The following is a 25,516-nucleotide window of genomic DNA, read 5'->3' on the forward strand; positions in this document are numbered from 1 at the left end:
GAACAGTCTCTTAAAATACATAAAATATGGAGGTTTTCTGTAATGAAAAGAATTTTATCTATTACACTCGTATTAACGATGATATTCGTTATGTTATCGACCACCACAGACGCACTTGCAAACGAATCGGGCGACAAACTCGTCAAAATCGACAATATGCAGCCGGTTTACGGTCAAACGATCACCGCCAGTGCAATCATGAATCAGGGTTCAATGGGCAAAAATCTAACATTTCAATGGCAAGTACAGGAATCACGTATAAGCGATCAATATATTAATGTAAAATCGGGTGGTACATCCAAAAGCTACACCGTAACGTTAAATGATATTGGTAAAAAATTGCGCGTTGTAGTTAGTTTACCATCAAATGGTGACAAAAAAACTTCATTGCCCACGAACGCAGTATTAAATGCCAACCCCCTTATTGCATCGATGAAATTCGACAATAATTTAAAGGACGATGCAAATCAAGAGAACTTGGAAGGGAAAGGAAATAATAGTTATGTAGACGGTGTATTACCCGGGACCAAAGCTCTGCACTTAGAAAGCGGAGACGACAATTATGTCGGTACGACGCATAGCTTGAATTTTGGTCATGACAGTTTTACCACATCCTTCTGGTATAAGGGTGACACTAACAATAATCAGGTAATATTATCAAACAAGGATTTTACTAAGAGCTCTAACGAAGGCTGGGCGATTTATACATCAGCCAATTCGGTCAATATGAATTTAGGATTCCCGACCACATCAGTAAAATTTGGGCGCGACACGTTTAATGCTTCCGATTGGCGTTACGTGACATTTGTTGTAGACAGAGATAAAATGCTCGGATCGTTGTATATTGATGGTTACAAAATGACTGAAACTACGCTGGGGATCGGAACTTTAGATACATCGAACCCATTAAATATAGGTAGCGACGGATTGGGTAATCATGGCGGTAATTCATTCGATATAGCTGATCTGAATGTTTGGAAAGGTGCATTTAGCAGCGATGTAGTTCAAGCTAATTATAATAGTTACGCTGTAAATAAAGTAGATTTGAATGCACTTAACGACACAATATTAGAAGCAAATAAAATAATAGCAGACGGTCTCGGCAACGGCTTCAGCGAAACCGATTTTGATCATTTGAAAAAGGTTTTGAATACGGCATCTACGGTTGCAACAACGCAAAAAGAAAAATTATATACACAGGAAACCATCAATTATTACGAACGTGAACTAAACAACGCCATATTCATCTATCAAAAAAGCAATAAAACATTAACTCCCGCCGGTTTAAATATGATTGTGGACAGCGACCCGGAAGTAAGTGCTAATCCCGCAACAATCGCGCGCATTGAAAAAGATTACAGAACAGAACTGAGACTCTTCCCACAGGCCGACGTACTCTTTATTCCTGGCGACGTTACTGGCGGTAACAACGCCAATGAATATGTGTGGATGAAAAATCTGACAGGCATATACAATAAACTTAAAGGTGAGGGTCTGTTTGACAATACGAAGCTTTATATGGTAAGAGGCAACCATGATATGGGCGGCGCCGAACAATTTATACCTGTCGGTTCAGCGGGTGCGTGGAACGCCTCAACGAATTCATACGATAACAATTTCTTTAATAGTGCTTATAGGGTAAAGGTAAAAGGATATAATATTGTGGGTTTTGACGGAAATTATAACAACGACAATACGGTGGGAAAAACCAAAAATTTACTCAACCAAATTAAAACAGAAGCGGATTACGATCCAACCAAACCCATATTTGTATCTTCTCACTACCCTATAAGCGGAACCGTGTGGTCAGAGAGATGGAGCAGCGCGGCAAGTAATAATGTAGGTAAATATATTGCCGACAATGACTTGTCGCAGGTGGTATATATGTCAGGTCATACGCAATACGACCCGACCGACGAACGTTCTCACTATCAAGGTTCGGCTACGTTTCTCGACAGCGGTGCGAGTTCATATTCCAGTTATATTGATGACGGTCCGTACGGCGGATATGTAGAAGGCGCGTATATCAACTATAAAACCACACCTCGCATCGTGAATTTCTTAGAGGTTTACGGTTCAAAAATTATCATCAAACAGTATAATTTAAGTACAGATGAATATGTAGGCATACCTTCTGTAAAAATCGTTGGTGAAGGGAAAGAGGCCTTTACCTATAGCAGGAGCGATATAAGAGAACTCATAGCTCCGCAGTTTGAAGAGGGTATTACGGTCGATTCCTACAAAAACAACGAACTTGCTTTTACAATAAAGCAAGCAAATGACAATGTGCGCGTTTTGGAATATAATATTCAGCTTATAAACAAGCTCACGGGGAAAGTGGACAAATCGTTTAACAGCCTTTCACTGCCGCTAGACAAGCCATTCGATGAACACAGGCACTATAAGTTTACAGGTTTGTCGCCGACTACTCCATATAAACTCAGGGTATTCGCCGACGATTCCATGTATAACCGTTCGTCGCAGGACATTGACATTGAGGCTCAAAGTGTTAATTTAAACAGCATCACTGCGCCTGCTGACATAACAGGGTTGACAATCGGAACGGAGAAGACAGCGGACGCCCTTGGATTGCCAAAGACAGTATCGTTGGATACCGATGCAGGCAGGGGGGATGCCGTTGTGACATGGAATGTAGATGCTTCAAACTATGATCCTACGGTAAAGACTGTACAGACCTTTACTGTAAATGGAACTGTAACTTTGCCAACTGGGGTGAAAAATCCCAATAACGTGCCTTTGACAACAAGCATTAAAGTAACGGTTAATAAGATCCCTCAGTCTCAAATGACTGCAACGGCGACAAGTCAGGAAACGATTGGTGAAAATAATTCAGCATCCATGGCGATTGACGGAAATTCACAAACTTTTTGGCATACAAAGTGGGATAAATCTGATGTTCTCCCCCAATCGATCACCTTAAATCTTGGAGGAACTTACGCAATCGATAAGGTCGCGTATTTACCAAGGCCATCAGGCAGCAACGGAAATATTACAGGATATAACGTTTATGTAAGTACAGATGGAGTGACCTTTACTAAAGTTGCAAGCGGAACTTGGGCAAACGACAATGCGGAGAAAGTAGCAACTTTTGATCCGACAGATGCATCATATGTCAAGCTCGAAGCAACGGCGGGTGTTAACGGCTGGGCCGCGGCCGCGGAGATTAGCGTCCTTGAAACAGAAACTGTAAAGAATTAGCTTCTAACTTAAAAGAATTTATTGTATTGAATTCACGCAGGTGTCATCACATTAGTGAAATTTAGGATGGATCGGTAATGAAACTGGGGGAGATCAATTTTCTCCCCCTTATTATGTTCAAGTTGCAGAATGAACGTTCGTAACCGGATAAACTATATTGCAGATTGTAATACTAACATTTCATGAAAAGAGGTTCCGCTATGAAGCAGCGTTCATTTCTGTCCATGTTCATCATCATGATCTTATTATTTTTTGGGACTGCCACAACTTCACTTGCGCATTCCATAAATATGAATTACTCGGATTTAAACATTGAAGGGAACGAGATTCTCTATGATCTTTTTATTGAACAAAGAGACTTGTTTCCACAATTCGGTACTGACTTGGATAATCTGGTGAACGATGAACTGGCCTCGCAAAAAATCGAATCCTATCTACAGAAAGGTCTTCGCATAGATGTGGATTCGAAGCCCTTAACGATGGAATTGGTTTCGATGGACATGGCGCAAAAGGGTGCCGCAAGAGGCGTGGAATTTCAACTGAGGTTTATCGCCGATGAAGAAATCGAACAATTTAATCTTCATTACGATCTGGTGTTTGACGATGCGCCTGCTCATACGAGTGTACTCATGGTCCATGCAGGGGAATATTTTCAGCAGGATATGATTGATAGCGCTAATAGAGATATTCTGATCAACCTTCCCCATATTGATAGCACTAAAAGTGATAATCTGAGCAACGTTCCCCAGCCTAAGATTGGCGCTGTTTTGTGGAAATACTTTAAGCTTGGAATCGAACACATTTTGACAGGTTATGATCATTTGCTGTTTTTGTTATCCTTAGTATTAATTGCATCTCGCTTCAAGGATGCGTTGAAAATTGTTACTGCTTTTACAATCGCCCACAGCATAACACTATTCTTGGTGGCAACCGACCGTATTCAGGTCAGTTCGCATTGGGTCGAAGCCTTGATTGCCCTGACGATCTGTTATGTGGCAGTGGAAAATATGTTTGTTCAAAAGGCGAAATGGCGGTGGATATTGACAGCCATATTTGGCCTGATTCACGGTATGGGCTTCGCTGGGGCTTTGGCTGAAACAGGACTTCCAAAAGGAAATCTGATTGGCTCACTCCTAACGTTTAATTTAGGTGTGGAAGCGGGCCAGCTCATGGTCCTATGCCTATTACTTCCCTTCTTGCTATGGCTGCGAAGGTTCCCCTGGTATCGTAAAATGATGATTTCAACGTCTTGCTTTATTTTTGTGCTGGCATTTTATTGGTTGATTCAAAGATTGTAATTAGGCCATTTATTGATCAATACGAGAGTTAGCGGTATTTTTGCTAGCTCTTTTTTATTATTGCGTGTCTAACCAAGTCAGGCACAACTAGCTGGTATAGTCCGGTCGGGGTAAGAGCCTAGTCGCCTCGTAGATGACAGGCAGCTCGTGAAGAGATCATATCTGATCGGGGTTCACAGTATGTGTCGGAGGATTACTGTACAAGAGATGCAGGTTGGCATGAACCGCAATTTGACGGAACAAACCTGGGTACGCAGCTTTCAATCCTTACAGGCTGTTGAACGATTTGTCCACTTCCCCGGTGAGCTTGTTGATAAGCTGAACATTGTATTCCAACACGCGCACATGTACTCTCTACTCTCTTATAGTAATTTTCAAGGTCATGTCGGTCATTATGACCCATGTGACCTCAAAAATAAATATAAGACATCTTTTTTTTACAAGTTTCCTTACTCTAGTATGGCCGTGTTATTAGCGTATCTGTTATTTTCAAGTGGTCAATCGGAAGAAGTATAAGTGAAACAAAATTATAAGGATGATGAGGGGTATATGCCTTCCGTGATTTTGCGTCTGTCCACGTAATATTTTTCCTTGAAATTCCCACCCAAAACCCCCCCAACACTTTGGGGGATAATACATTATTCTACAAAGCAGAATGAAATAAAAAACCCTAGAAGTTGAGTGATATCAACGTTTCTAGGGTTTTTGCTGTTGCATTTTACAACTCGTATTAATTAACGAGAGTAATCCTCATCTAAAGTGAATTATCTGGTAAAAGAAGTATTTATTTAGAGGAAAAAGGCACGTCCAATTTTTAGGTGCAGGTGCCATGCTTGGTGCCCAAATTTTTAAAATTACAAATCGCAAGAAAACACTAGGAAGCAAGAAACCTTGATTTATCAGTACTTGAGGGCACATCGAGATACTAGAAAAACAGGTGGCAGCAAACTTCAAAACTGTTTGAGACCTGCGTGCCAGGTCTGGTGGGTTCGATTCCCACGCAGTCCCGCCAATTTTGACTTTTTAATGTAGCACCGAATAAGCGTTTGTGCTTATTCCCAAACGGATTTCGACCAGTCTGACGTAAGACCGTGTTAGACTGTTAAAGAAAACTGATTTAGACTAATACATAAAACCGTTCAACCTCTTACTTAATTTATTATGGAAGGGGTTTTTTATTTTCCCTCGAGGTCAGTTAAGAGGAGTAAAACATGTAGTGAAATCAGTAAATATTGGAGGGTATGTTTATTCAATTTCTGAGATGTTTGAGCAATTTATGTTAATAAAAAAAGGGGAAGGTTTAGCAAAAAGAACTATTAATGAATACTACAAAAACTTTCAATTTAAGTTAGGCGAATTTTCGCTGATTATTTCTTGATGGACTATTGCCTTCATAAATTTGAGCAAATCTTCGTTCGTAGAAATAATCCCGCCCCCGGCATGCATTTTAAAACTAAGACTGTTGTAATATATTTGGGTCCCACTCTCTAAAATTTTGTCGATTTAGGACAAACTTTGGCTAATGAAAACGCTCACATAAAGAACCTTTCTTGCTGTAATATTTTAAATATAAACAATGCAAAATTATTTATTGCAAAGAAAGGATGATAATCTGTGGCTCATACCCGTTTGTTTGAAGATCTTATCAAAGCATTGTCACTAGCTAATGACCAGGAAGGAGAGCAAAATAAAGTATCTAGGAGAGATTTTTTGGCTAAAGCGGCAGTCACCGGAACAGCACTTATGCTTCCAAGTTTTGTTTGGAGCACGGCTGCCACTGCCGCCCAAAGTTCATTAGCCCCACGGATTGTTATCATTGGTGCGGGGCTTGCGGGTTTGACCTGCGGATATCGCCTTAAACAAGCTGGGTATAACACTCAAATATATGAGGCGTCAAATCGTTTAGGAGGAAGATGCTGGTCATTAAGAGGGCATTTCGATCAAGGGCAAATCGCCGAGCATGGTGGAGAACTAATCGATCAAGAACATAGGGAGATACGGCAGCTTGTCCAAGAACTAGGGCTGAAATTAGATAATCTTGTTCAAGCAGAGCCCAATGACACAAAAATAATAAGTTATATCAATGGAAGTCCCTACACATTTAAGCAAGCTACGAACGATATTAAAGAAATATGGCAGCAGATTCACGGTGATTTGGTTGCAGCAGGGTATCCGACCACGTATAAAAGCTATACGAAAAGAGGCTGGGAGCTTGATCAAATGTCAATCCTTGATTGGATAAGAAAGTACGTACCAGGAGGTGTAAATTCAAACCTCGGAAAGTTGTTGGATATTGCGTACAATATCGAGTACGGTGCCGATTCAAGCGAACAAAGCGCTTTGAATTTGATTTATTTACTAGCATTCTCAGGGCAGGGACAAATGAGATTATTCGGGCCTTCCAACGAAAAGTACCGGGTTCGCGGAGGAAATGATCAAATTGTAAGTTTATTAGCACAACAACTGGAAAGCCAAATCCAGCTAAATTCAGAATTAACCTCTATTAAACTTTCAAAAGACAATACTTATATACTGACGTTTAAAAAAGGCTCAGGCTATGTTGATGTAATAGCTGATCAAGTCGTAGTTGCCATCCCATTCTCAAAGTTGCGAAATGTGGATTACTCAAAAGCGAATTTTAAGCCAGTAAAACAGATTGCTATTCAAGAACTGCAAATGGGAACAAACACAAAATTACAGGTTCAATTTACGAAACGATATTGGCAGCAATTCAATTGCAATGGAGATACTATTTCTGATACGGGCTATCAAAATACGTGGGAAGTATCGAGATCCCAATCTGGTGATTATGGGATTTTAGTTAACTATACAGGTGGGAAAATCGCAGCGAAAAAAAGTAACTGGACCAACCCGATAATTGCAGCCAATCAATTTTTAAATCAACTGGAACCAGTGCTGCCGGGTATTACCGATACTATGAATAAAAGGGTAGTACCAACAATCGATTATTGGACAGGAAACCCGTATACATTAGGTGCGTACTCCTATTGGGGAGTTGGACAGTATACGAAATTTGCTGGAGTAGAAGGAGAGCCCGAAGGAAACTGTTATTTTGCGGGGGAACATACATCAATTGATTTCCAAGGCTTCTTAAATGGTGCCGTAGAATCCGGGCAGCGTACTGCACAAGAAATCCTTAAGTATATTAAGATTACTAAATAATATAAAGTAGTTCCAAGTTGAGTTAGAAGTATGGATATGCTCCATGAATCCTAGAACTCCACCGTAACTAAAGAGGTATTTATTGAAATAAACCCATTTCTAGTTTAATTAGGAGGAAATTTATGCTAGAACGGAGCCCATCGGTATTAACTTGGAAGTTTATGACAAGGGTATTTCAACATTTTAAGGAAGGGGTCATTATAATAGATCCCGAGGGAGAAGTGCTTATATTAAATACAGCCGCGAGGAAAATGATAGGAATTGATCATGCTGTCCATACCATAAAAGAGCTGCCAAGTGAAATTCAACATATGTGGGAACATCGTCACCAGCGTTTCTCCAATATGCATACTCTTGAAGTTGAAGTGGATGTAATTCCTGGTTTTGGTGACGGTATGGCACTCATTATGAGAAAACCGAACCAATCTATACCGCAAGAGCAGGTTGGGAATCATGATGAATTCCAGGTGCTGATGGATTTATCCGTTGATGACATCATGATTGCAGATGGACAAGGTAAAATCCTTCGAGTCAATGATCGGTGTGAACTGTACTATAATTGTTCGAAGGAGCAATTGATTGGTAGAAATGTACGGGATTTAGAGTCTGAAGGAGTTTTTTTTCCTTCTGCCATCTCCCTGGCTATCGGGAAAAAAGAAAACATTACTATTCTTCAGGACACGGTTAATAGAAAGCGTCTACTCGTGCAAGTTAATATCCTATGGGAGAAAAACGGCGAAATCAGCCGCCTAATTTGTACCTCAAAAGACATTTCAACGATACAACTTCGATCCATCCTTCCATCCTTACAAAGTCACCCTGACTTTATAGAGTTTCTAAGACAGGAGAATTTCGTCATAAAGAGTGGGAGAATGAAGAACTTTTTCAAATTTGCTTCGAAAGTGGCTCAAACAGATTCTACCATTTTGCTACTGGGAGAGTCGGGAAATGGAAAATCGGAACTGGCAAGGCTTATTCATAAAATAAGCAAAAGACAACATCAACCATTCATTTCAATAAACTGTGCCGCAATACCTGAAACGCTAATGGAAAGTGAGATGTTTGGTTATGTGGAAGGAGCTTTTACGGGTACAAAACGCCAAGGAAAGAAGGGTTTTTTTGAGCAGGCAAACGGAGGAACCATCTTTCTAGATGAAGTAGCGGAACTTCCCTTGTCACTTCAAGCAAAACTTTTGCACGTTCTTCAGAATAAATCTTTTTACCGCGTTGGCGGTTCTGATCTCATTCAGGTTAATATTCGGGTGATTGCTGCTACAAATCACAATTTAGAAGAATTAGTCGAAAGTGGAAAATTTAGAAAAGATCTTTATTATCGACTTCATGTCATTCCATTAACGGTTCCAACATTAAGAGAACGCCCAGAGGATATTATCCCTCTACTTCTAACAACATTAGAGATGTTAAATGCTAGAGAAGGGGTTGAAAAGCAATTTTCAACTGACGTGTTGTCTTTATTAAGCAGATATCACTGGCCTGGGAATGTAAGAGAGTTGCAAAATACGGTAGAGTGGTTATATATTGCTTCCGAAGGAGAAACCATAGAAGTAGATGCGCTGCCGTCAAAAATTAAAGAGTCGCTCCTTGGAATTAGTGAGGACTTGCCGATTATTATTAAAAAGATTATTCCTTTAAAAGATGCAATCGACTTGGTTGAAAAAGAATTAATCAAAAAAGCACAAACAATGGTAACAAGCACCTATAAAATTGCTGATCTTTTAAAAATTAATCAATCTACGGTAGTTCGAAAGTTAAATAAAATGGATATGTTATAATGCTTTGCGGTATTACTGCTAATGCATCTGTAAAAGAGACGTCCACTATGCCTTTCGTATACATTTTATTATTTTCATGATGTAGCGGCGCATTAAAAATCTATTACAATATCAAGATATAAAGCACAGAATTCCCAAGGATTCTGTGTTTTTTTCTTTCTCTAACGATTGGCACGAATCTTGCTTGTAGATAGTTAGATGACTTAAGGAGGGATCTGTATGAAAAACAAAAAACGATGGTGGAATGTTTTTGTTGTTTTAGGTATTGTACTGGCGTTAACAGCCTGCAGCGGAGATAAACAATCCGCAACTACACCAAAGAGTGATGGGAAAACGCTCAACCTGCTTACATGGGAGGGGTATGCCGATCCGAAATTTGTGAAGGGATTTGAAGAAAAATATGGGGTAAAAATTACCGCAACCTATTTCGGGTCTAGTGATGAGCTTGTCTCCAAATTAAAAGGCGGTGGCGGTAATGTATACGATGTCATTTCCCCGTCCTCCGATGTTGCTGGTTATCTTGTAAACGAGGGTCTAGTTGCACCCATCAATTTAGACCACGTCCCAAACTATCAAAACTTAGCTTCTAAACTCGTCGATATGAACGATGTCAAAAAGGATGGAAAAATATACGGCATTCCGTTTACTTGGGGACCTGATTCTCTAATTTATGATGCGGATGTCATAAAGGATCCGCCGGATAGCTGGAATATTTTTTGGGATCCAAAATATAAAGGAAAAGTTTCTTTGTGGGATGATATTTCGAATATTTATCTCGTCGGCCAAATGAACGGGCTAGATAAGAATGATCCATCGGCTGTTTACAATATGACGGATCAACAGCTGCAGGATGCAAAGAAAAAATTAATTGAATTAAAGCCGCAGATTCGTAAATATTGGGCGACAGGCGGTGAGCTTAATGATCTCTTTTCAAATAAAGAAGTTGTCTTAGCTGTCGGTTGGCCGCTTACTCCGACAACAGTCAATGCTTCAGGAAGACACTTAAAGGAAGTGATTCCAAAAGAGGGCATTACAGGATGGATTGACAGATTGATGATTGTTAAATCTTCACCGAATAAGGAGCTCGCCGAAAAGTATATCAATTATGTGACGGATGCTCAAACCCAAAAGTTGGTTAGCGATGCAACAGGATATGGGGTTGCAAATAAAGATGCGGCAAAATACATGTCGAAAGAGCAAGCAGAGGCCATTCATATTGATGATATGGAGAATTATATGAAGAAAATTAATTTTTGGCAAATTGTGAAGGACCGCAACAAGTACAATGAGATTTGGAATGAAGTCAAAGCACAGTAAAGAGAATATACAATCTAATTTTTTGATAGTCAGAACGCTAGTTTCAGCTCACTGAAGGGAGTTGCGTTATGTCCGTTAACCTATCAACACAGGTCGGTCAGACAACCGTTCGCCAAAAAAAGAAACGCCTGCGACTTAACCCAAGGTTATTGTGTTTGCTTATACCACCTTTAATCTGGTTGTCTGTATTATTATTTGCTCCCTACTTCACCCTGTTTTTGAACAGCTTTTGGAAGGTGGATTTTGGCACCATTGTTCATGACTTTACCTGGGACAATTATAAAAAATTTTTTACAAATGAATTGTACTACGGGACACTCTTGAAAACGTTAAAAATAGCTTCATTCGTCACCATCTTTAGTGTTTTGCTCAGTTTTCCTCTGGCCTACTTCATCTGCTTTAAGGTCAAGAAAAATAAACAGCTCATGTATACACTGGTGATTATTCCTCTTTGGGTCAGTTATTTAGTTAGAGCCTATGCATGGAAAATTGTCCTTGGCCAAGATGGAATTTTAAATAATGTATTAATTAGCATAGGTATTATACACAAACCACTTGAAATCTTTTTATACAGCCCATATGCCGTTGTCCTTGCGTTAACACACATTTATACCCCGTGGGTGCTCATGTCTATTTATACTTCGTTAGAGCATATTCCCAGGAACTTGCAAGAGGCATCAAAGGACTTGGGGGCTGGCAGATTTCAAACATTTTTTAAAATAATTTTGCCGCTAAGCTTGCCAGGCGTAATTGCTGGAGCAACATTTGCCTTCGTGTTGACGATGGGTGATTTTCTGGCGCCACAATTGTTAGGTGGAACAAGCAGCATGATGATCTCAAATGTCGTATATAGTCTTTTCGGGGTTGCCAACAACTGGCCGCTGGGTTCAACCATTGGAATCGTGACTCTTGCATTAGTTCTCCTGATTCTAGAGGTTACCCATCGATTGGAAAAAAGGACTTCTAGTTTTGAAAATGGCAAAGAAAATAAGGGGGTGTAATCATGGGGAAGACATCACGTTTCGATTGGATTTCTTCAAGTCTTAGAGCTTCCTCTGCGCTCATCTTTCTGTTTATTTATCTCCCGATGATAGTTGTGGTGGTATATTCCTTTAACGGCAATGCTGTAAATAGTTTTCCCATACAAACCTGGTCCACGAAATGGTACGGTGTCATGCTGCAAGATAGCGCTCTGTTGGCATCGTTAAAAAACAGTGTTTTAGTAGCTGTCTTAGGTACCATTATTGGGTTATTTCTTGGTATTCCTGCCGCCTTTGTGGTTGATCGTTTCCGTTTTCCAGGGAAAATCATCTTTGAGCGGATTGTCCTTTTGCCGATGATTTTACCTGGAATTATCACAGGCGTGGCAATGATGAGTGTCTTTGTTATGATGCGGCTTGAATTGTCGTTAACAACGATTTTCATCGGTCATGGTACCTTCCTGATCGCAGTGGTGATGACGCAGGTGTACGCTCGGCTCAAGATATTAGACCAGGCTATCGAGGAAGCTTCAATGGATTTAGGGGCTACAAGGATGAAGACGTTTTTCTATGTCACACTGCCTAACATCAAAACAGCAGTGATTGGAGCAACTTTACTATCATTTACCCTATCGTTTGATGAAATCGCTGTTAGTTATTTCTTGACAGGAAGGGACTTGACCCTGCCCGTCCAAATATGGGCCATGCTTCGCAGAGGAATTACACCCGAAGTGAATGCAATTTCGACGCTCATCTTCCTTTTTTCGGTGGCTATGATTGTTATTGTTACGATATTGAATCGAGAAGTTGAAAAGTAGGAAGGAGTTTGGAGATTGGATTATATTGTGAAAATTCAACGAGTGGAAAAGGGGTTCGGAAAAGAGCTTGTTGTCAAAGGGATCAATCTTGACATCAACCGGGGAGAATTTCTAACCTTGCTTGGTCCAAGCGGATGCGGAAAAACAACAACCCTTCGAATGATTGCCGGGTTTGAGGAACCGGATGCCGGAGAGATTTGGATAGATGGGAAACCTGTCTCTGGTACTCCTCCCTATAAACGGGACGTAAATACCGTCTTTCAAAATTATGCTTTATTTCCGCATATGACCATCAATGAAAATATTGCTTATGGATTAAAAATGAAAGGTGTTCCAAAGACTGAGCGAGCGGCCCGGGTAAAAGAAGCATTAAGACTCGTTCAACTTGAGTCCTTTGGGGATAGAAAACCGCGTCAGCTAAGCGGGGGTCAGCAGCAGCGTGTAGCTGTGGCACGGGCGTTAATCAATAATCCAAAGGTATTACTCCTTGATGAGCCTTTGGGCGCGCTTGATTTGAAGTTAAGAAAGCAAATGCAAATCGAACTGAAACATCTACAGCAGAAATTAGAAATTACCTTTATCTATGTAACGCATGATCAAGAAGAGGCACTTACCATTTCAGACCGCATTGCCGTCATGAATAAAGGAGTGATCGAACAGGTTGCAGCCCCAAAAGAAATCTATGAAAGTCCTTCTACCAAATTCGTTGCAGATTTCATTGGGGACACCAACTTGTTTGAGATTGAAGTGTCACCCACAATGGAAAATGTTGTTGCCCTCGATTTGTTAGGAACAAAGGTGGGCGGAAGGATTCGGGATCGACAATCCCTAACCAAACGGAATTATTTGTCGATTCGGCCAGAAAGGGTAAAGATTCTGGCCATCGGTGAAGAGGCTCCATACTTTCTAACAGGGACAGTAGAAGAACTCATTTATGTAGGTTCGTTTATTCGATCGGTGGTACAGCTGCCACAAGGACAGAGAATTGTAGCTATGTGGCAGAGCAAAGGAGATCAGACTTGCCAACCCGGTGATCAAGTGAGGGTCACATGGAAAGAGGAAGATGGGATTGTCGTCGGTCAGTAAGAAAAAGAAATAGAAATCTGCATAAAGTACAATAGATTTTTTCAAAAGCGGGAGTTGAAAAAAGAGTAACCTATCTTACAAGATCAATTTGGTTGGTAAGAGGGATACTCTTTTTTAATGTTGAATGGCTGAAGAAAAACGAATGGGAGGACACGGACAAATGTGATCAATGCAGTGCATATAAAGGGTCGGCGTATATATGCCCGGAATGTAGACTTTAACGTCTAGTATGGCGTTTTTTTAATATACAATCCGAACGTTTGTTTTTATATAAAAGCTGTGAGATGATATTTGTTGTGATTTGATTTTGCGGTATTTTTTTCGAGCTGTTCTTATACACGTGGGCTTTTAGGTGCCATGCTTGGGGCTAGAATTTTAAAAATTGTAAATCACTAGAAAAAATTAGGAATCACGAAACCTTGATAAATCAATACATGAGGGTATATCAAGGTACCAGAAAAACAGGTGCCAGCAAACTTCAAAACTGCTTGAGACCTGCGTGCCAGGTCTGATGGGTTCGATTCCCACGCAGTCCCGTCAAAAAGTCAATTATATCAAGGGTTTTCGCAGATTTACTTTGATTAAAGTTTTTACATATTCCTTCACAGTCTCACTCCTATCTACTTGCAAGAATGAATAGGGACTGTTGCCGGGACTGTAGAGAACGTTACCTTCAACCTCCAAATAATTATTTATTGGAGGTTGTTTTTATGCAAACAAAGATTATGCAAAAAAAGGTTAAGCCGAAACTAGGTAAGATAAGAGAGGGTAGCAAAAAGAAAACAAGCTCAACAAGCTATTTCCTTTTACAAATTTTTATGAGTTCATTTCAGAAAAATTATGGTAAATTCAAATGGAGGAGATTGGAATTTTTTAAGTGGTATATTTAACCATATAAACTAAGTGTGGGTGGTTGTCTTGGAAAAAGTAGAAAATAATATAAAAGTAGAAAAATGTATAAAAATTGAAGAACATATAAATGGACTTGTAGACCTTTTAAAAGATGTTGTTGAGGATGGTGCTTCTATTGGATTTTTACCACCACTTGAACTTTCAGAGGCAAATAAGTATTGGGAAAGTGTACTAAATCCTGACGTGTTCCTTTTTGTTGCTAAGGTCAAAAACGAAATAGTTGGTAGCGTGCAATTACATCTATGCTCAAAACAGAATGGTGTACATAGAGCTGAAATTGCAAAATTAATGACTCATCCAAATTATCGGAGGAATGGAATTGGTCGTTTATTAATGGAGAAGGCTCATGAAACAGCTTTAATAATGGGTAGAACACTATTGATTCTCGATACCAGAGAAGGAGACTCCTCCAATTTACTTTATATTTCATTAGGATACATTAATGCAGGGCGGATACCTGCTTATGCAATGTCCGAAAACGGTAATTTCGATGCGACAATAATTTATTATAAAAATTTGATGTAAGCAGGCAGGATTGTAGATTGTGAAATATTAAGGTCTAGCTTTTTATTGAACTCTTCCTATTTTAATTATAGCATCTAAAAAATGGTTAATATAGACTTTTTATTCTCATTTACTACTGCTAAAATCAATAGAACATTAATGGTTAGGAGAGATGTGAGTGAGTTCTTTGGTTCTCGGTTTTCAGGAAATGGAAAAAACACAGCTTTTGCTCGTTGGCGGAAAAGGGTTAAATTTAGGGGAATTATCGAAAATTCAAGGAATACAAGTACCTGAAGGATTTTGTATTACAACAGTAGGATATCAAAAAGCCATCGTACAAAACGAAACGTTTCAAGCTTTGTTGGATCAACTAAAAATGCTAAAAATAGAGGATCGAGCTCAAATTGGTGAAATCAGCAGGAAGATTCGACAAATCATTTTGGAAGTAGAAATTCCTTCCGATGTGGTGAAAGCAGTTACTCACTATCTCTCCCAGTACGGCGAGGAACATGCGTATGCAGTGCGTTCAAGTGCGACTGCTGAAGATTTACCACATGCCTCTTTTGCTGGTCAACAAGACACCTATTTAAATATCATCGGAAAGGAAGCCATCTTGCAGCATATCCACAAATGTTGGGCTTCCCTATTTACGGATCGTGCCGTGATTTACCGTATGCAAAACGGATTTGACCACAGCCAAGTGTATTTATCCGTTATCGTTCAAAGGATGGTTTTCCCACATGCCTCAGGGATATTATTTACCGCTGATCCGATTACTTCTAACCGAAAGCTACTATCAATTGATGCCAGTTTTGGACTTGGAGAAGCACTGGTCTCTGGCTTGGTCTCTGCCGATAATTATAAAGTTCAAGAAGATAAAATCGTCGATAAGATGATTGCAGCCAAGAAATTGGCTATCTATGGACGAAAAGAAGGCGGAACAGAGACACAAGAGATCGATCCGGATCAGCAAAAGGCGCAAACACTTACTGATCAACAGATTTTACAACTAGCACGTATCGGAGGACAGATAGAGGCTTATTTTGGTTGCCCGCAAGATATCGAATGGTGTTTAGTTGATGATACATTTTATATCGTCCAGAGTCGTCCAATCACTACTTTATATCCCATCCCGGAAGCGAACGATGAAGAAAATCACGTCTATGTATCTGTTGGTCATCAACAAATGATGACCGACCCAATGAAACCATTGGGATTATCTTTTTGGCTGTTAACGACTCCTGCACCCATGCGTAAAGCTGGTGGAAGGTTGTTTGTGGATGTCACACATCAACTTGCTTCACCTGTCAGTAGAAACATGTTATTAAATGGCATGGGACAACACGATCCGCTCATGAAAGACGCACTCATGAACATCATTGAGCGGGGGAACTTTATAAAATTGTTACCAAATGATCATAAAGCACCGAGTCCCACGAGAGGCAATACAGATATGCAGGCACAAATCGAAAACAATGCATCCATCGTTTCTGATTTGATTAAGCGTAGTCAAATATCGATAGAACAGTTAAAACAGAACATCCGAACGAAATCAGGAAAAGATTTATTTGATTTTATTCTCGAAGATATTCAGGAATTAAAGATGATTTTATTTGACCCACAAAGTTCAGCTGTATTTATGGCAGCTATAAATGCTTCAACATGGATCAATGAAAAAATGAACGAGTGGTTAGGTGAAAAAAACGCAGCAGACACACTTTCTCAATCTGTACCAAACAATATTACTTCGGAAATGGGTCTAGCACTATTGGATGTCGCAGATGCGATTCGTCCTTATCCAGAAGTAATTGATTATTTCCATCAAATAAAAGATGATAACTTTTTGGATGAATTGGTAAATTTTTACGGTGGACAAGAGGCTAGAGACGCTTTCAATGCTTTTCTCAACAAATACGGAATGCGATGTGCCGGAGAAATCGATATCACAACAACTCGTTGGAGTGAAAAACCAATTACACTTGTCCCCATTATCCTTGGCAACATCAAAAACTTTGAAGCCAATGCTGGCAAGAGAAAATTCGAGCAAGGGCGGCGTGTTGCTTTGAAAAAGGAGCAAGAGCTATTAGACCGATTGAAACAATTACCGGATGGTGAACAAAAGGCCAAAGAAACAAAACGGATGATTGACCTAATCCGGAATTTTATCGGATATCGTGAATATCCAAAATACGGCATGATTAGTCGTTACTTCGTTTATAAGCAGGCATTACTGAAAGAAGCTGAACAACTCGTGCAAGTGGGCATTATTCATGAAAAAGAAGATATATACTATCTCACTTTTGAAGAACTTTTTGATGTCGTACAAACAAATAAACTGGATTACCAGATCATCAACAAGCGAAAAGACGATTACAAATTATATGAAAAACTGACTCCCCCGCGTGTGATCACATCTGATGGTGAAATCATTGTAGGTAAGTATAAACGAGAAAATCTCCCAGACGAAGCGATTGCGGGTCTACCTGTTTCTTCTGGAGTTATAGAGGGGCGCGCTCGTGTCATCTTAAACATGGAAGAAGCTTATTTAGAAGAGGGAGATATATTAGTCACTGCCTTTACTGATCCTAGCTGGACACCATTGTTTGTATCCATAAAAGGTCTCGTCACCGAAGTTGGTGGACTGATGACTCATGGAGCAGTTATCGCACGTGAATACGGATTACCAGCTGTTGTTGGAGTGGAAAATGCCACCAAACTGATAAAAGACGGGCAACGAATTCGTGTGCATGGAACAGAAGGGTATATCGAAATATTGTAATTGCTGAATACCTTACAGTATGAAAGATGTTATATAGAAATTCTTATCTTTTATAATAGAATTATCATTTTTTTTGTTTTAAGGTTTTTTGTTCAACTAATGGGGCGATGCTTAATGAAGCATCGCCTTTCCATTTCCTTCATAAAGGGATATTCTTTTTGCGTTCATTTTTTTCAGTCCTTTTAGAATTATAAAATTGATAATTTTGTTGCAAATGCAATAAAATTAGGTTAAATTTAATTTATATCAATTTTGTAGTAAATGCAACAAAAAATATGGATTAAGGAGTTAATCATGAAGGGAATTTTACGTGAAATTGGAATGATAGCTAGGGCATTAGATTCTATAAGCAATATTGAATTTAAAGAATTTGAGCTTACAAAAGGGCAGTATTTGTACCTTGTACGGATATGTGAAAACCCTGGTATCATCCAGGAAAAGGTAGCTGAAATGATCAAAGTAGATCGAACAACAGCAGCTCGTGCTATAAAAAAACTAGAAATGAATGGCTTTATTGAAAAGAAAGATGATGAACATAACCAAAAAATAAAAAAACTTTTTCCAACAGAGAAAGGGAAAGAGGTCTATCCTTTCATTATAAGAGAAAATGATTATTCCAATATGGTCGCATTATCTGGATTTTCCGAAAGAGAAGTAGAAACCATTTTTAATCTTCTTCAAAGAGTTAGAAAAAATATAGAAATAGACTGGGAATTTGTAAAAAAGGGACACAAGAGAAATTATTGAATATAGAAAGGAGTGACATATTTAAATGACTATAAATATAATAAAGTGTAGCCTTGAAGATTCACGCAAACTTCAAGAAATTAGTTATGAAACATTTAATGACACATTTAGGCATCAGAATTCACCTGAAAATATGAACGCCTACTTGGAAAGGGCATTTAACTTAGAACAATTAGAAAAAGAATTATCCAATATTTCTTCGCAATTCTTTTTTGTTTATTTTAATCATGAAGTCGCTGGATATTTAAAGGTCAATACTAATGATGCCCAGACTGAAGAAATGGGAGATGAATCACTTGAAATCGAGAGGATTTATATAAAGAACAAATTTCAAAAACATGGGCTTGGTAAATATCTACTAAATAAAGCGATGGAAATTGCGATGGACCGTAATAAAATGAAAATCTGGCTAGGCGTATGGGAAAAAAATGAAAATGCAATTGCTTTTTATAAGAAAATGGGGTTTGTTCAAACTGGAGCCCACTCTTTTTATATGGGTGATGAAGAACAAATAGACTTTATAATGACCAAAACGCTCATATAATGAGCGGAACGGAGATGTCATATTGGCAGCTTCACCTTACCGTAAAGGATTAGATTGATAGAAACAGTTATCAATCTAATCCTTTACATTAACATTACATTTAGCTTCTTGAATTAAATAAATAAGTGATTTATTATATAAGCAAATAATTATATGTAAATACAGATGTTTGATATGGTAAGAATCACTTAGCCATGTATAAAGTATTGTTTGGAACGCTATTTTTTTTCATTGCCATAATTATTATATCGTTAATTCTAGATGAAATTGGTTTCTTTGATGAAATCGTAGACCGCATTAAGCGTTTTGCTGAAACTGGGGAGTAAGAAATAAATAGCAAAGGCCAAGGGACGATCCCTTGGCTTTGTTTAGTTTATTCTATTAAGTTATTGTTTCGTAGAATCGGCTTGTAAATCAAGATTATTCAAGGGATATACATCCCCATCTTCTTCCAAGGCAAACTTCCAAGACTCAATCAACCCACTCTAATTTGAGTTAGCAAAAAACCTACATAGACATTTCATCGGGATTGTTTTGCTGAAAGCTATTTTTCGGTATTGCATCATCATACGGCATATCACTGTGTCCGTAGCTGCTATGAATCATCATATACAGTAAACCAGCAACAACTACTACTACACCTGAAATGAGCACAATATAGTTATCATACCAGGCTGCATCTGGCGTTCTCGGCCAACACATGTTGATCATTGCGATGATTCCATAGACAAGTGCACCAATATTGACAGTCAGTCCCCACTTGCCCAATTGATACTTGCCACTTGGCTTCCATCCTTTTAGTCTAGCACGGAGTGCAGCAAGGACAACCATTTGGAATCCAAGATAAATGCCCAATGCCGCAAAACTGATTATCTTTGTGAGTGCATCTGTAGACACTTTTGATCCAAGCACAATGATGGCTGGAACAATAGCTGCAAGAAGCAACGCATAAGGTGGAATGTGACGAGCAGCCGAAAACTTCTTTAACAATCGGCTTCCAATAATCATGTCATCACGCCCATACGAATAGGCAAGTCTGCTTGCTGCTGCCTGTAAACTCATTACACATGAAAGGAAGGAAATCAACACAATACCCAGTACAATCTTCGCACCAACAGCACCAAATGCATCGTTAAGCAATGTATCAACAGGCGTTAAGTCCTTACCAGCGATAACTGCTGGGATATCAGCAACTGAAAGTACTAAAGCAAGGCAAACAAAGGTAGCTGCTGCACCGCCAATGTAAATCGTCCGGCGCATTGCCTTTGGGATAAGAACACCTGGATTTGGTACTTCCTCAGCAACATCGCCACAAGCTTCGAACCCATAATATTGAAAAATTCCAATTAATCCAGCTGCTGCAAATGCATACAAGTAGCTATGACTGCCTTGAGCACCAAAAGAATCGAAGAGCACATCAAGACCGTGGACCCTGTGGGTGATAAGCAGCCAAAAACCAACTACAAGCGCACCAATAAGCTCAGCAGCAAAACCAATAACTGCTGCAGCTGCTAGAACCTTTGTACCAAGAAAATTGATAATAGTCGACAGTACAAGAATGACTAATGCACAAAGAATGGCGTTGTTCACCGATACTCCAAATCCAAAAACTTGTGCGAGATAAGGGCCTGCTCCGTACGCAACACTGGCAATCGTCACAAGTAAAGCCATTAAGTATAACCAGCCAGTCATCCATGCCCACTTGCGCCCCCATAATCTTCGTGCCCAGGGATAAACTCCTCCTGCAACAGGGTATTGCGCAACAATCTCACTGAAGACAAGTGCCACCAGTAATTGTCCGAGTCCAACAATGACAAAACTCCAAATCATTGGCGGTCCACCTTGTGCAAGTGCGTATGCAAATAGTGTGTATACACCTACTACCGGAGAAAGATAAGTGAACCCGAGCGAAAAGTTTGCCCACGGACTCATGTCGCGGCGAAATTCAGATTCATATCCAAGCGATGCCAGTTGTGCTGCATCACTATTATGATGTTCTACCGCAGATCCGCCAATAATTTTGTTCAGATTTTCTTGCATGTTTTTGAGCCTCCTTAAAATAGTAGTTATGTTCTTATTTGCAATTACAGTGCTAATTTAAATTATAGCAATATTCAGAAAAAAATATCTTAGGTAGTGGTTGATTCAAAGACATATCGTGTCCTTGAATCAACCTCCTTAATACATTCCTTATTTAATGTTAGAAAACCAGTCTGTTGGTCCTACAGCAAGATTAATGTTAATTTGTTTAACTTCTTGGAATTCAGCTAATCCAAATGTTCCAAGGCTTGAACCAATACCGCTTTGCTTATATCCATGCCATGGCGCTTCGTTATATGTTGGTCCATATGCGTTGATCCAAGTAATTCCAGCACGTACTTGTTTAATCACACGCATTGCCTTTGCACCATCCGAAGTGAATACACCACCGGCAAGACCATAGATCGTGTCATTTGCTAGTTTAATAGCTTCTTCTTCATCTTTGAACTTTTGAATAACGGCAACAGGTCCGAAGATTTCTTCTTGTACGATACGCATTTCTGGAGTTACATCAATGAATACGGTTGGTTCAACAAAGAATCCTTTATCTAAACCATTTACCGTGATACGATTTCCACCGCAAGCTAATGCAGCACCTTCTGTTTTACCGATTTCAATATATTCTAGAATGGTATTAAGTTGTGCTTCACTTACAATTGCACCCATTTCGGAACCTTCTTCTAATCCTGGACCTACTTTGATATTTTTGGCGCGTCTTACGAACTCTTTAACGAATTGATCATAAATGCTTTCTTCCACAATAATTCGGCTTCCGGCAGAACATACTTGACCAGAGCCATAGAAAATACCAAGTAATGCATTATCAATAGCAGCTCCAAAATCAGCATCAGCAAATATAATATTGGGTGACTTTCCACCTAATTCAAGGGAGATTTTTTTCAAATTACCTGCAGCGTTACGCATAATACTTCTTCCAACTTCAGTGCTTCCTGTGAATGAAACCATATCTACATTATGGCTGGCTGCGATTGCGTCACCAATTACAGAGCCTTTTCCTAATACCAAATTCACTACACCTTTTGGGACACCAACTTCATCAATAATTCCAACTAATTTCGTCGCAGTTACAGGGGTTACCTCAGCTGGCTTATACACAATCGTATTTCCAGCCGCTAATGCAGGAGCAAATTTCCAAACACTCATCAAGAATGGGAAATTCCAAGGAACAATTAGCCCTGTAACCCCTATTGGTTCACGTACTACCATTGCTTGCATTGGATCCGCAACATGAAATGTTTGTCCATCCGGAGTTCTAATTAAACCTGCATAATAGCGGAAACAAGAGGCAGCATCGTGTATATCAATATCAGCCTCAGCTTTGATTTTTCCATTGTCTTTTACTTCAAGTTCTACTAGTTCATCGTGCTTTTCATCAATTTTATCAGCAATTTTTAATAGGTATTCCGCGCGTTGTTGTGCACTCAACTTAGACCAAATACCACTTTCAAAGGTTTCTTTTGCCGCTTTTATTGCTTCTTCCGTTTCTTCAATTGTTGCTCTAGGAGCTATCGCAATTAATTCACCATTTGCCGGATTAATAACCTTATTTGTGTCTGGATTACTAGAAGGTCTCCATTCACCATTAATAAACAGCTTTAATTCTAACACTTGAGTAGTTGTTGTCATTTGAATTGCCTCCTATTATATGGATTTTATTTAATGAATCTATTAATAGCTCTATTATAGGTTTAAAACGAGCACTTTTTCAGGTTCTTTTGCTCTTGAGCAACAAGTTAAAATAACTTTCTTCGCATGTCTTTCATCCTCTTTGTAGTAGTGATCTCGGTGATCAACTTCTCCTTCAACTACCTGCAATTCGCAGCTTCCGCATCCTCCTACTCTACAAGAATAGGGAACTTCTACTCCAGCCTTTAATAGTGCCTCTAATAACGTTTCCTCTTTAGAAACTTCTACCTTAATACCGCTGTTCATTAATTCTACAACAAAGGGATTTCTTGGGCCTTCATCAGACGAAGTAAATAATTCAAAATGAATGGAATGGCTTGGGTAACCGTATGAGTCAGCTGCTTCTCTAAATTCTTTCACCATTGATACTGGTCCACAGAAATACACATGTGAGCCAATCCGATGTTCCGCCATTGTTTCAGGTATCATTTTATTAGGATTTTCCGTTCTTGAGAAATAGAAGTGACATTTTTCAGGATATTTTGCATTCAAATCATCATAAAAAGCACAATCTTCTTTCGTTCTTGCAGCATAATGTAATTCAAATGATTTACCTTCCGCTGTTAAATCTTCCATCATTGTCATAAATGGAGTAATACCGATTCCAGCTGCATAAAACACATGATTTTTAGCAGCTTTGAAAGCGAGTGGGAAATGATTTTTAGGCCAACTGATTTCTAAATGATCTCCCACTTTGATCTTATCATGCCAATAAACAGATCCCCCCCTTGAATGTTCATTCTTTCGAATGGCAATCGCATATTGAGTGCGGTCAGTTGGATGACTAACAAGTGAGTAATTTCTTTCAATAATCTCGTCGCCATTTTTTACATAAGTTGCGATATGTGAACCACCAGTAAATGCAGGCAGTAATTCTAGGTCAACCGGATATAGATGGAAGCGCTTTACCCATTTTGTTTGCTCTACTATTTTTCCTACATATACATTAATCTTTCCGAATGCCCTCATAGAAATCACTCCTTATCGTCATATCTGCTTTTTATTATATTCACTCTCACGATACATTAAGTTGATGTTACGAAAGCAGGATTATAAGGATATCCAATATAACCTTTTCGCTCTCTTGAGAAGAAGGGGCCAATTTCCATGCTGATTTGGCAATGATAACAAATCGTATCCGTTTCTTCAGCCTCAACTTCTTGGAGATGATAGCATTTGATACAATAAACAAAACGCCTCTTCTCGCCAGAAATAAGTGTTTGAATCTCATCTTCCGAAAAACCAGCTTCAATTGCCGCTGTGAAAATAGTTACCGCATCATCCCATTTAGCCGAAATATAAAGCTGTGTTCCCATTTTTTGACGATCTAATACTTCACAACTCTTCTTTATTTGTAATTTATCATTCATTTCAATTAGTTCATATTCTTTTTGACCATTCATTTCACTGATAAATTGTTGGATTGTATCTGATTCTTTTAGTTCAGCAGAAATAATAAGTAATTTTCTTCGATCATGTCTTACTGTGAATTTTTCTACAATGGTTGCTGATTTATCGAATAATACCGGGCTGTTGTATACCACCTAACATACCTCCAACCTTTACGGCCTTAGTAATTTTGTAATTCTACTTTTTCAAGTAAGTTTTTCAAATATTCAACTGTAGGTTCAATAAATGGGGTAAATCCTTTATAATCAGCCATTGGCTTAGGGATGTCCGATAGTATAGAGTATGTTTGCTTTAGCCATTCTGGTTTTAATGCTAAATCCTCCATTGGCAGGAATTGAGTATTTAATACGAACAAAATTGCATTACTCCTTGGCATACGATAGAAAAATTGTTCTTCTACACGAAGCCTTACTAGTTTACCGGCATTTTCAGGAGTGACTAAAGAACGTGTTGGTCCCCAAGTATCAAATGTTTCATAGTTAACATCCCAACGGTTCGCCATCAAATTCCAATTGATTCTAGTCCAAGGTTCACCAGGTAAAACATTACGGATTAAGAAATTACGAACTCTTTCAGCTAGCGACACACCTGTGTGTGACACAAATGGTACTGGTGCGTGAATTTCGTCAAATGACATCCCTTTATTCCAGTGAGGAGAGAATAGTGCTGCATAAGATTCTTGTGCAACTTCCAAATAAAGATTGTCATCTCTATGAACCATTAATACAAAATCAGTGGTGAAATGACGGCCAATTAAATCAAGAGGCTCAAGCTCGATGCTTGATGCATCACCAAATATGAAAGATTCCGTTTCATTTAAGATTAAATTACGAAATATCCAGTGATTACCATTTTTTTCTAATTGGAAGTACTCTGGATAGCGTTCAACCGCCATATTAATCAGCATTTCTGCTACTTCCCATTGCATTTCCATTGTATGTGGATAGGATTGGAACCTTACTTCAGGTTGTTCTTTCAGTAATACCCTTTTTCTAATTATTTGTTTTTCATATTCTGGTGTTATTCCAACACAAATCTGTTTATCCTTTTCAAGTTTTCTTAAGTCATTGGAATACCGATAGTTGGAACCTTCTTTAATATTGTTAAAAGGATATGGAAATAGCTCGAGATTAGTAGATTTGTACATGATAAATTCCTCCTTTAATTTTTGACCTTTGT

Annotated in this window: 20 protein-coding genes and 1 pseudogene; 16 read left to right on the forward strand and 5 right to left on the reverse strand. The window is 39.0% G+C overall.

What is annotated here, in order from left to right:
- Window positions 1-42: 42 nt before the first annotated feature.
- The 16 genes and pseudogenes from ACIQXV_RS15330 to ACIQXV_RS15405 all read left to right on the forward strand — a co-directional run.
- Window positions 43-3,219 carry a discoidin domain-containing protein gene (locus tag ACIQXV_RS15330; RefSeq protein WP_402960086.1) on the forward strand — a complete coding sequence of 1,059 codons (3,177 nt, stop codon included), beginning with the start codon at window positions 43-45 and terminating at the stop codon, window positions 3,217-3,219.
- Window positions 3,220-3,419: 200 nt separating this feature from the next.
- Window positions 3,420-4,517, forward strand: coding sequence for a HupE/UreJ family protein (locus ACIQXV_RS15335; protein WP_402960087.1), 1,098 nt, complete (start codon window positions 3,420-3,422; stop codon window positions 4,515-4,517).
- Window positions 4,518-4,697: 180 nt separating this feature from the next.
- Complete coding sequence (locus tag ACIQXV_RS15340) at window positions 4,698-5,033, forward strand: hypothetical protein (RefSeq protein WP_402960088.1); 336 nt, start codon at window positions 4,698-4,700, stop codon at window positions 5,031-5,033.
- Between the two features lie 700 nt (window positions 5,034-5,733).
- Window positions 5,734-5,895, forward strand: coding sequence for a hypothetical protein (locus tag ACIQXV_RS15345; protein WP_402960089.1), 162 nt, complete (start codon window positions 5,734-5,736; stop codon window positions 5,893-5,895).
- Between the two features lie 236 nt (window positions 5,896-6,131).
- The gene (locus ACIQXV_RS15350) at window positions 6,132-7,700 is read left to right on the forward strand and encodes a flavin monoamine oxidase family protein (RefSeq protein WP_402960090.1); all 1,569 of its coding nucleotides are present in this window, start codon (window positions 6,132-6,134) and stop codon (window positions 7,698-7,700) included.
- Window positions 7,701-7,822: 122 nt separating this feature from the next.
- On the forward strand, window positions 7,823-9,493 hold the full coding sequence (locus ACIQXV_RS15355; protein WP_402960091.1) for a sigma 54-interacting transcriptional regulator: 1,671 nt from the start codon (window positions 7,823-7,825) through the stop codon (window positions 9,491-9,493).
- 219 nt (window positions 9,494-9,712) lie between these two features.
- Entirely contained in the window at window positions 9,713-10,810 is a 1,098-nt protein-coding gene (locus tag ACIQXV_RS15360; protein WP_402960092.1) for an ABC transporter substrate-binding protein, read from the forward strand.
- 68 nt (window positions 10,811-10,878) lie between these two features.
- The gene (locus ACIQXV_RS15365; protein ID WP_402960093.1) at window positions 10,879-11,811 is read left to right on the forward strand and encodes an ABC transporter permease; all 933 of its coding nucleotides are present in this window, start codon (window positions 10,879-10,881) and stop codon (window positions 11,809-11,811) included.
- A gap of 2 nt (window positions 11,812-11,813) precedes the next feature.
- The gene (locus tag ACIQXV_RS15370) at window positions 11,814-12,608 is read left to right on the forward strand and encodes an ABC transporter permease (protein WP_402960094.1); all 795 of its coding nucleotides are present in this window, start codon (window positions 11,814-11,816) and stop codon (window positions 12,606-12,608) included.
- A gap of 15 nt (window positions 12,609-12,623) precedes the next feature.
- Window positions 12,624-13,694: an ABC transporter ATP-binding protein gene (locus tag ACIQXV_RS15375; protein WP_402960095.1), complete on the forward strand. Its 1,071-nt coding sequence runs from the start codon at window positions 12,624-12,626 to the stop codon at window positions 13,692-13,694.
- Window positions 13,695-14,404: 710 nt separating this feature from the next.
- Window positions 14,405-14,584: a hypothetical protein gene (locus tag ACIQXV_RS15380; protein WP_402960096.1), complete on the forward strand. Its 180-nt coding sequence runs from the start codon at window positions 14,405-14,407 to the stop codon at window positions 14,582-14,584.
- Window positions 14,585-14,633: 49 nt separating this feature from the next.
- Window positions 14,634-15,131 (forward strand): GNAT family N-acetyltransferase, encoded by a 498-nt coding sequence (locus ACIQXV_RS15385; protein ID WP_402960251.1) that lies wholly within the window; start codon window positions 14,634-14,636, stop codon window positions 15,129-15,131.
- Window positions 15,132-15,288: 157 nt separating this feature from the next.
- Entirely contained in the window at window positions 15,289-17,889 is a 2,601-nt protein-coding gene (ppsA, locus tag ACIQXV_RS15390) for a phosphoenolpyruvate synthase (protein ID WP_402960097.1), read from the forward strand.
- A gap of 294 nt (window positions 17,890-18,183) precedes the next feature.
- A complete protein-coding gene (locus tag ACIQXV_RS15395; protein ID WP_402960098.1) occupies window positions 18,184-18,636 on the forward strand; it encodes a MarR family winged helix-turn-helix transcriptional regulator in 453 nt (150 codons plus the stop codon).
- Window positions 18,637-18,661: 25 nt separating this feature from the next.
- A complete protein-coding gene (gene paiA / locus ACIQXV_RS15400) occupies window positions 18,662-19,180 on the forward strand; it encodes a spermidine/spermine N(1)-acetyltransferase (protein ID WP_402960099.1) in 519 nt (172 codons plus the stop codon).
- A gap of 205 nt (window positions 19,181-19,385) precedes the next feature.
- Window positions 19,386-19,461, forward strand: a pseudogene (locus ACIQXV_RS15405) (ArsB/NhaD family transporter); the annotation flags it as partial.
- A 226-nt stretch (window positions 19,462-19,687) separates the two neighbouring features.
- On the opposite strand, the gene ACIQXV_RS15410 reads toward ACIQXV_RS15405, so the two are convergent.
- The 5 genes from ACIQXV_RS15410 to ACIQXV_RS15430 form a co-directional block, all read right to left on the reverse strand.
- On the reverse strand, window positions 19,688-21,220 hold the full coding sequence (locus tag ACIQXV_RS15410) for an APC family permease (RefSeq protein WP_402960100.1): 1,533 nt from the start codon (window positions 21,218-21,220) through the stop codon (window positions 19,688-19,690).
- A gap of 150 nt (window positions 21,221-21,370) precedes the next feature.
- Window positions 21,371-22,849 (reverse strand): aldehyde dehydrogenase family protein, encoded by a 1,479-nt coding sequence (locus tag ACIQXV_RS15415; protein ID WP_402960252.1) that lies wholly within the window; start codon window positions 22,847-22,849, stop codon window positions 21,371-21,373.
- 72 nt (window positions 22,850-22,921) lie between these two features.
- A complete protein-coding gene (locus ACIQXV_RS15420; RefSeq protein WP_402960101.1) occupies window positions 22,922-23,896 on the reverse strand; it encodes a PDR/VanB family oxidoreductase in 975 nt (324 codons plus the stop codon).
- Between the two features lie 56 nt (window positions 23,897-23,952).
- The gene (locus ACIQXV_RS15425) at window positions 23,953-24,471 is read right to left on the reverse strand and encodes a dimethylamine monooxygenase subunit DmmA family protein (RefSeq protein WP_402960102.1); all 519 of its coding nucleotides are present in this window, start codon (window positions 24,469-24,471) and stop codon (window positions 23,953-23,955) included.
- A 26-nt stretch (window positions 24,472-24,497) separates the two neighbouring features.
- Window positions 24,498-25,484: a heme-dependent oxidative N-demethylase family protein gene (locus ACIQXV_RS15430; protein WP_402960103.1), complete on the reverse strand. Its 987-nt coding sequence runs from the start codon at window positions 25,482-25,484 to the stop codon at window positions 24,498-24,500.
- Between the last annotated feature and the right edge of the window lie 32 nt (window positions 25,485-25,516).

Source organism: Neobacillus sp. NPDC097160, assembly GCF_044762155.1.
Lineage (GTDB): Bacteria > Bacillota > Bacilli > Bacillales > Cytobacillaceae > Neobacillus.

Coding starts and splice junctions, on each gene's coding strand:
- ACIQXV_RS15330 (WP_402960086.1), top strand. CDS start 43: ATGAAAAGAATTTTATCTATTACACTCGTATTAACGATGATATTCGTT.
- ACIQXV_RS15335 (WP_402960087.1), top strand. CDS start 3,420: ATGAAGCAGCGTTCATTTCTGTCCATGTTCATCATCATGATCTTATTA.
- ACIQXV_RS15340 (WP_402960088.1), top strand. CDS start 4,698: ATGTGTCGGAGGATTACTGTACAAGAGATGCAGGTTGGCATGAACCGC.
- ACIQXV_RS15355 (WP_402960091.1), top strand. CDS start 7,823: ATGCTAGAACGGAGCCCATCGGTATTAACTTGGAAGTTTATGACAAGG.
- ACIQXV_RS15360 (WP_402960092.1), top strand. CDS start 9,713: ATGAAAAACAAAAAACGATGGTGGAATGTTTTTGTTGTTTTAGGTATT.
- ACIQXV_RS15365 (WP_402960093.1), top strand. CDS start 10,879: ATGTCCGTTAACCTATCAACACAGGTCGGTCAGACAACCGTTCGCCAA.
- ACIQXV_RS15370 (WP_402960094.1), top strand. CDS start 11,814: ATGGGGAAGACATCACGTTTCGATTGGATTTCTTCAAGTCTTAGAGCT.
- ACIQXV_RS15380 (WP_402960096.1), top strand. CDS start 14,405: ATGCAAACAAAGATTATGCAAAAAAAGGTTAAGCCGAAACTAGGTAAG.
- ACIQXV_RS15395 (WP_402960098.1), top strand. CDS start 18,184: ATGAAGGGAATTTTACGTGAAATTGGAATGATAGCTAGGGCATTAGAT.
- paiA (WP_402960099.1), top strand. CDS start 18,662: ATGACTATAAATATAATAAAGTGTAGCCTTGAAGATTCACGCAAACTT.
- ACIQXV_RS15410 (WP_402960100.1), bottom strand. CDS start 21,220: ATGCAAGAAAATCTGAACAAAATTATTGGCGGATCTGCGGTAGAACAT.
- ACIQXV_RS15420 (WP_402960101.1), bottom strand. CDS start 23,896: ATGAGGGCATTCGGAAAGATTAATGTATATGTAGGAAAAATAGTAGAG.
- ACIQXV_RS15430 (WP_402960103.1), bottom strand. CDS start 25,484: ATGTACAAATCTACTAATCTCGAGCTATTTCCATATCCTTTTAACAAT.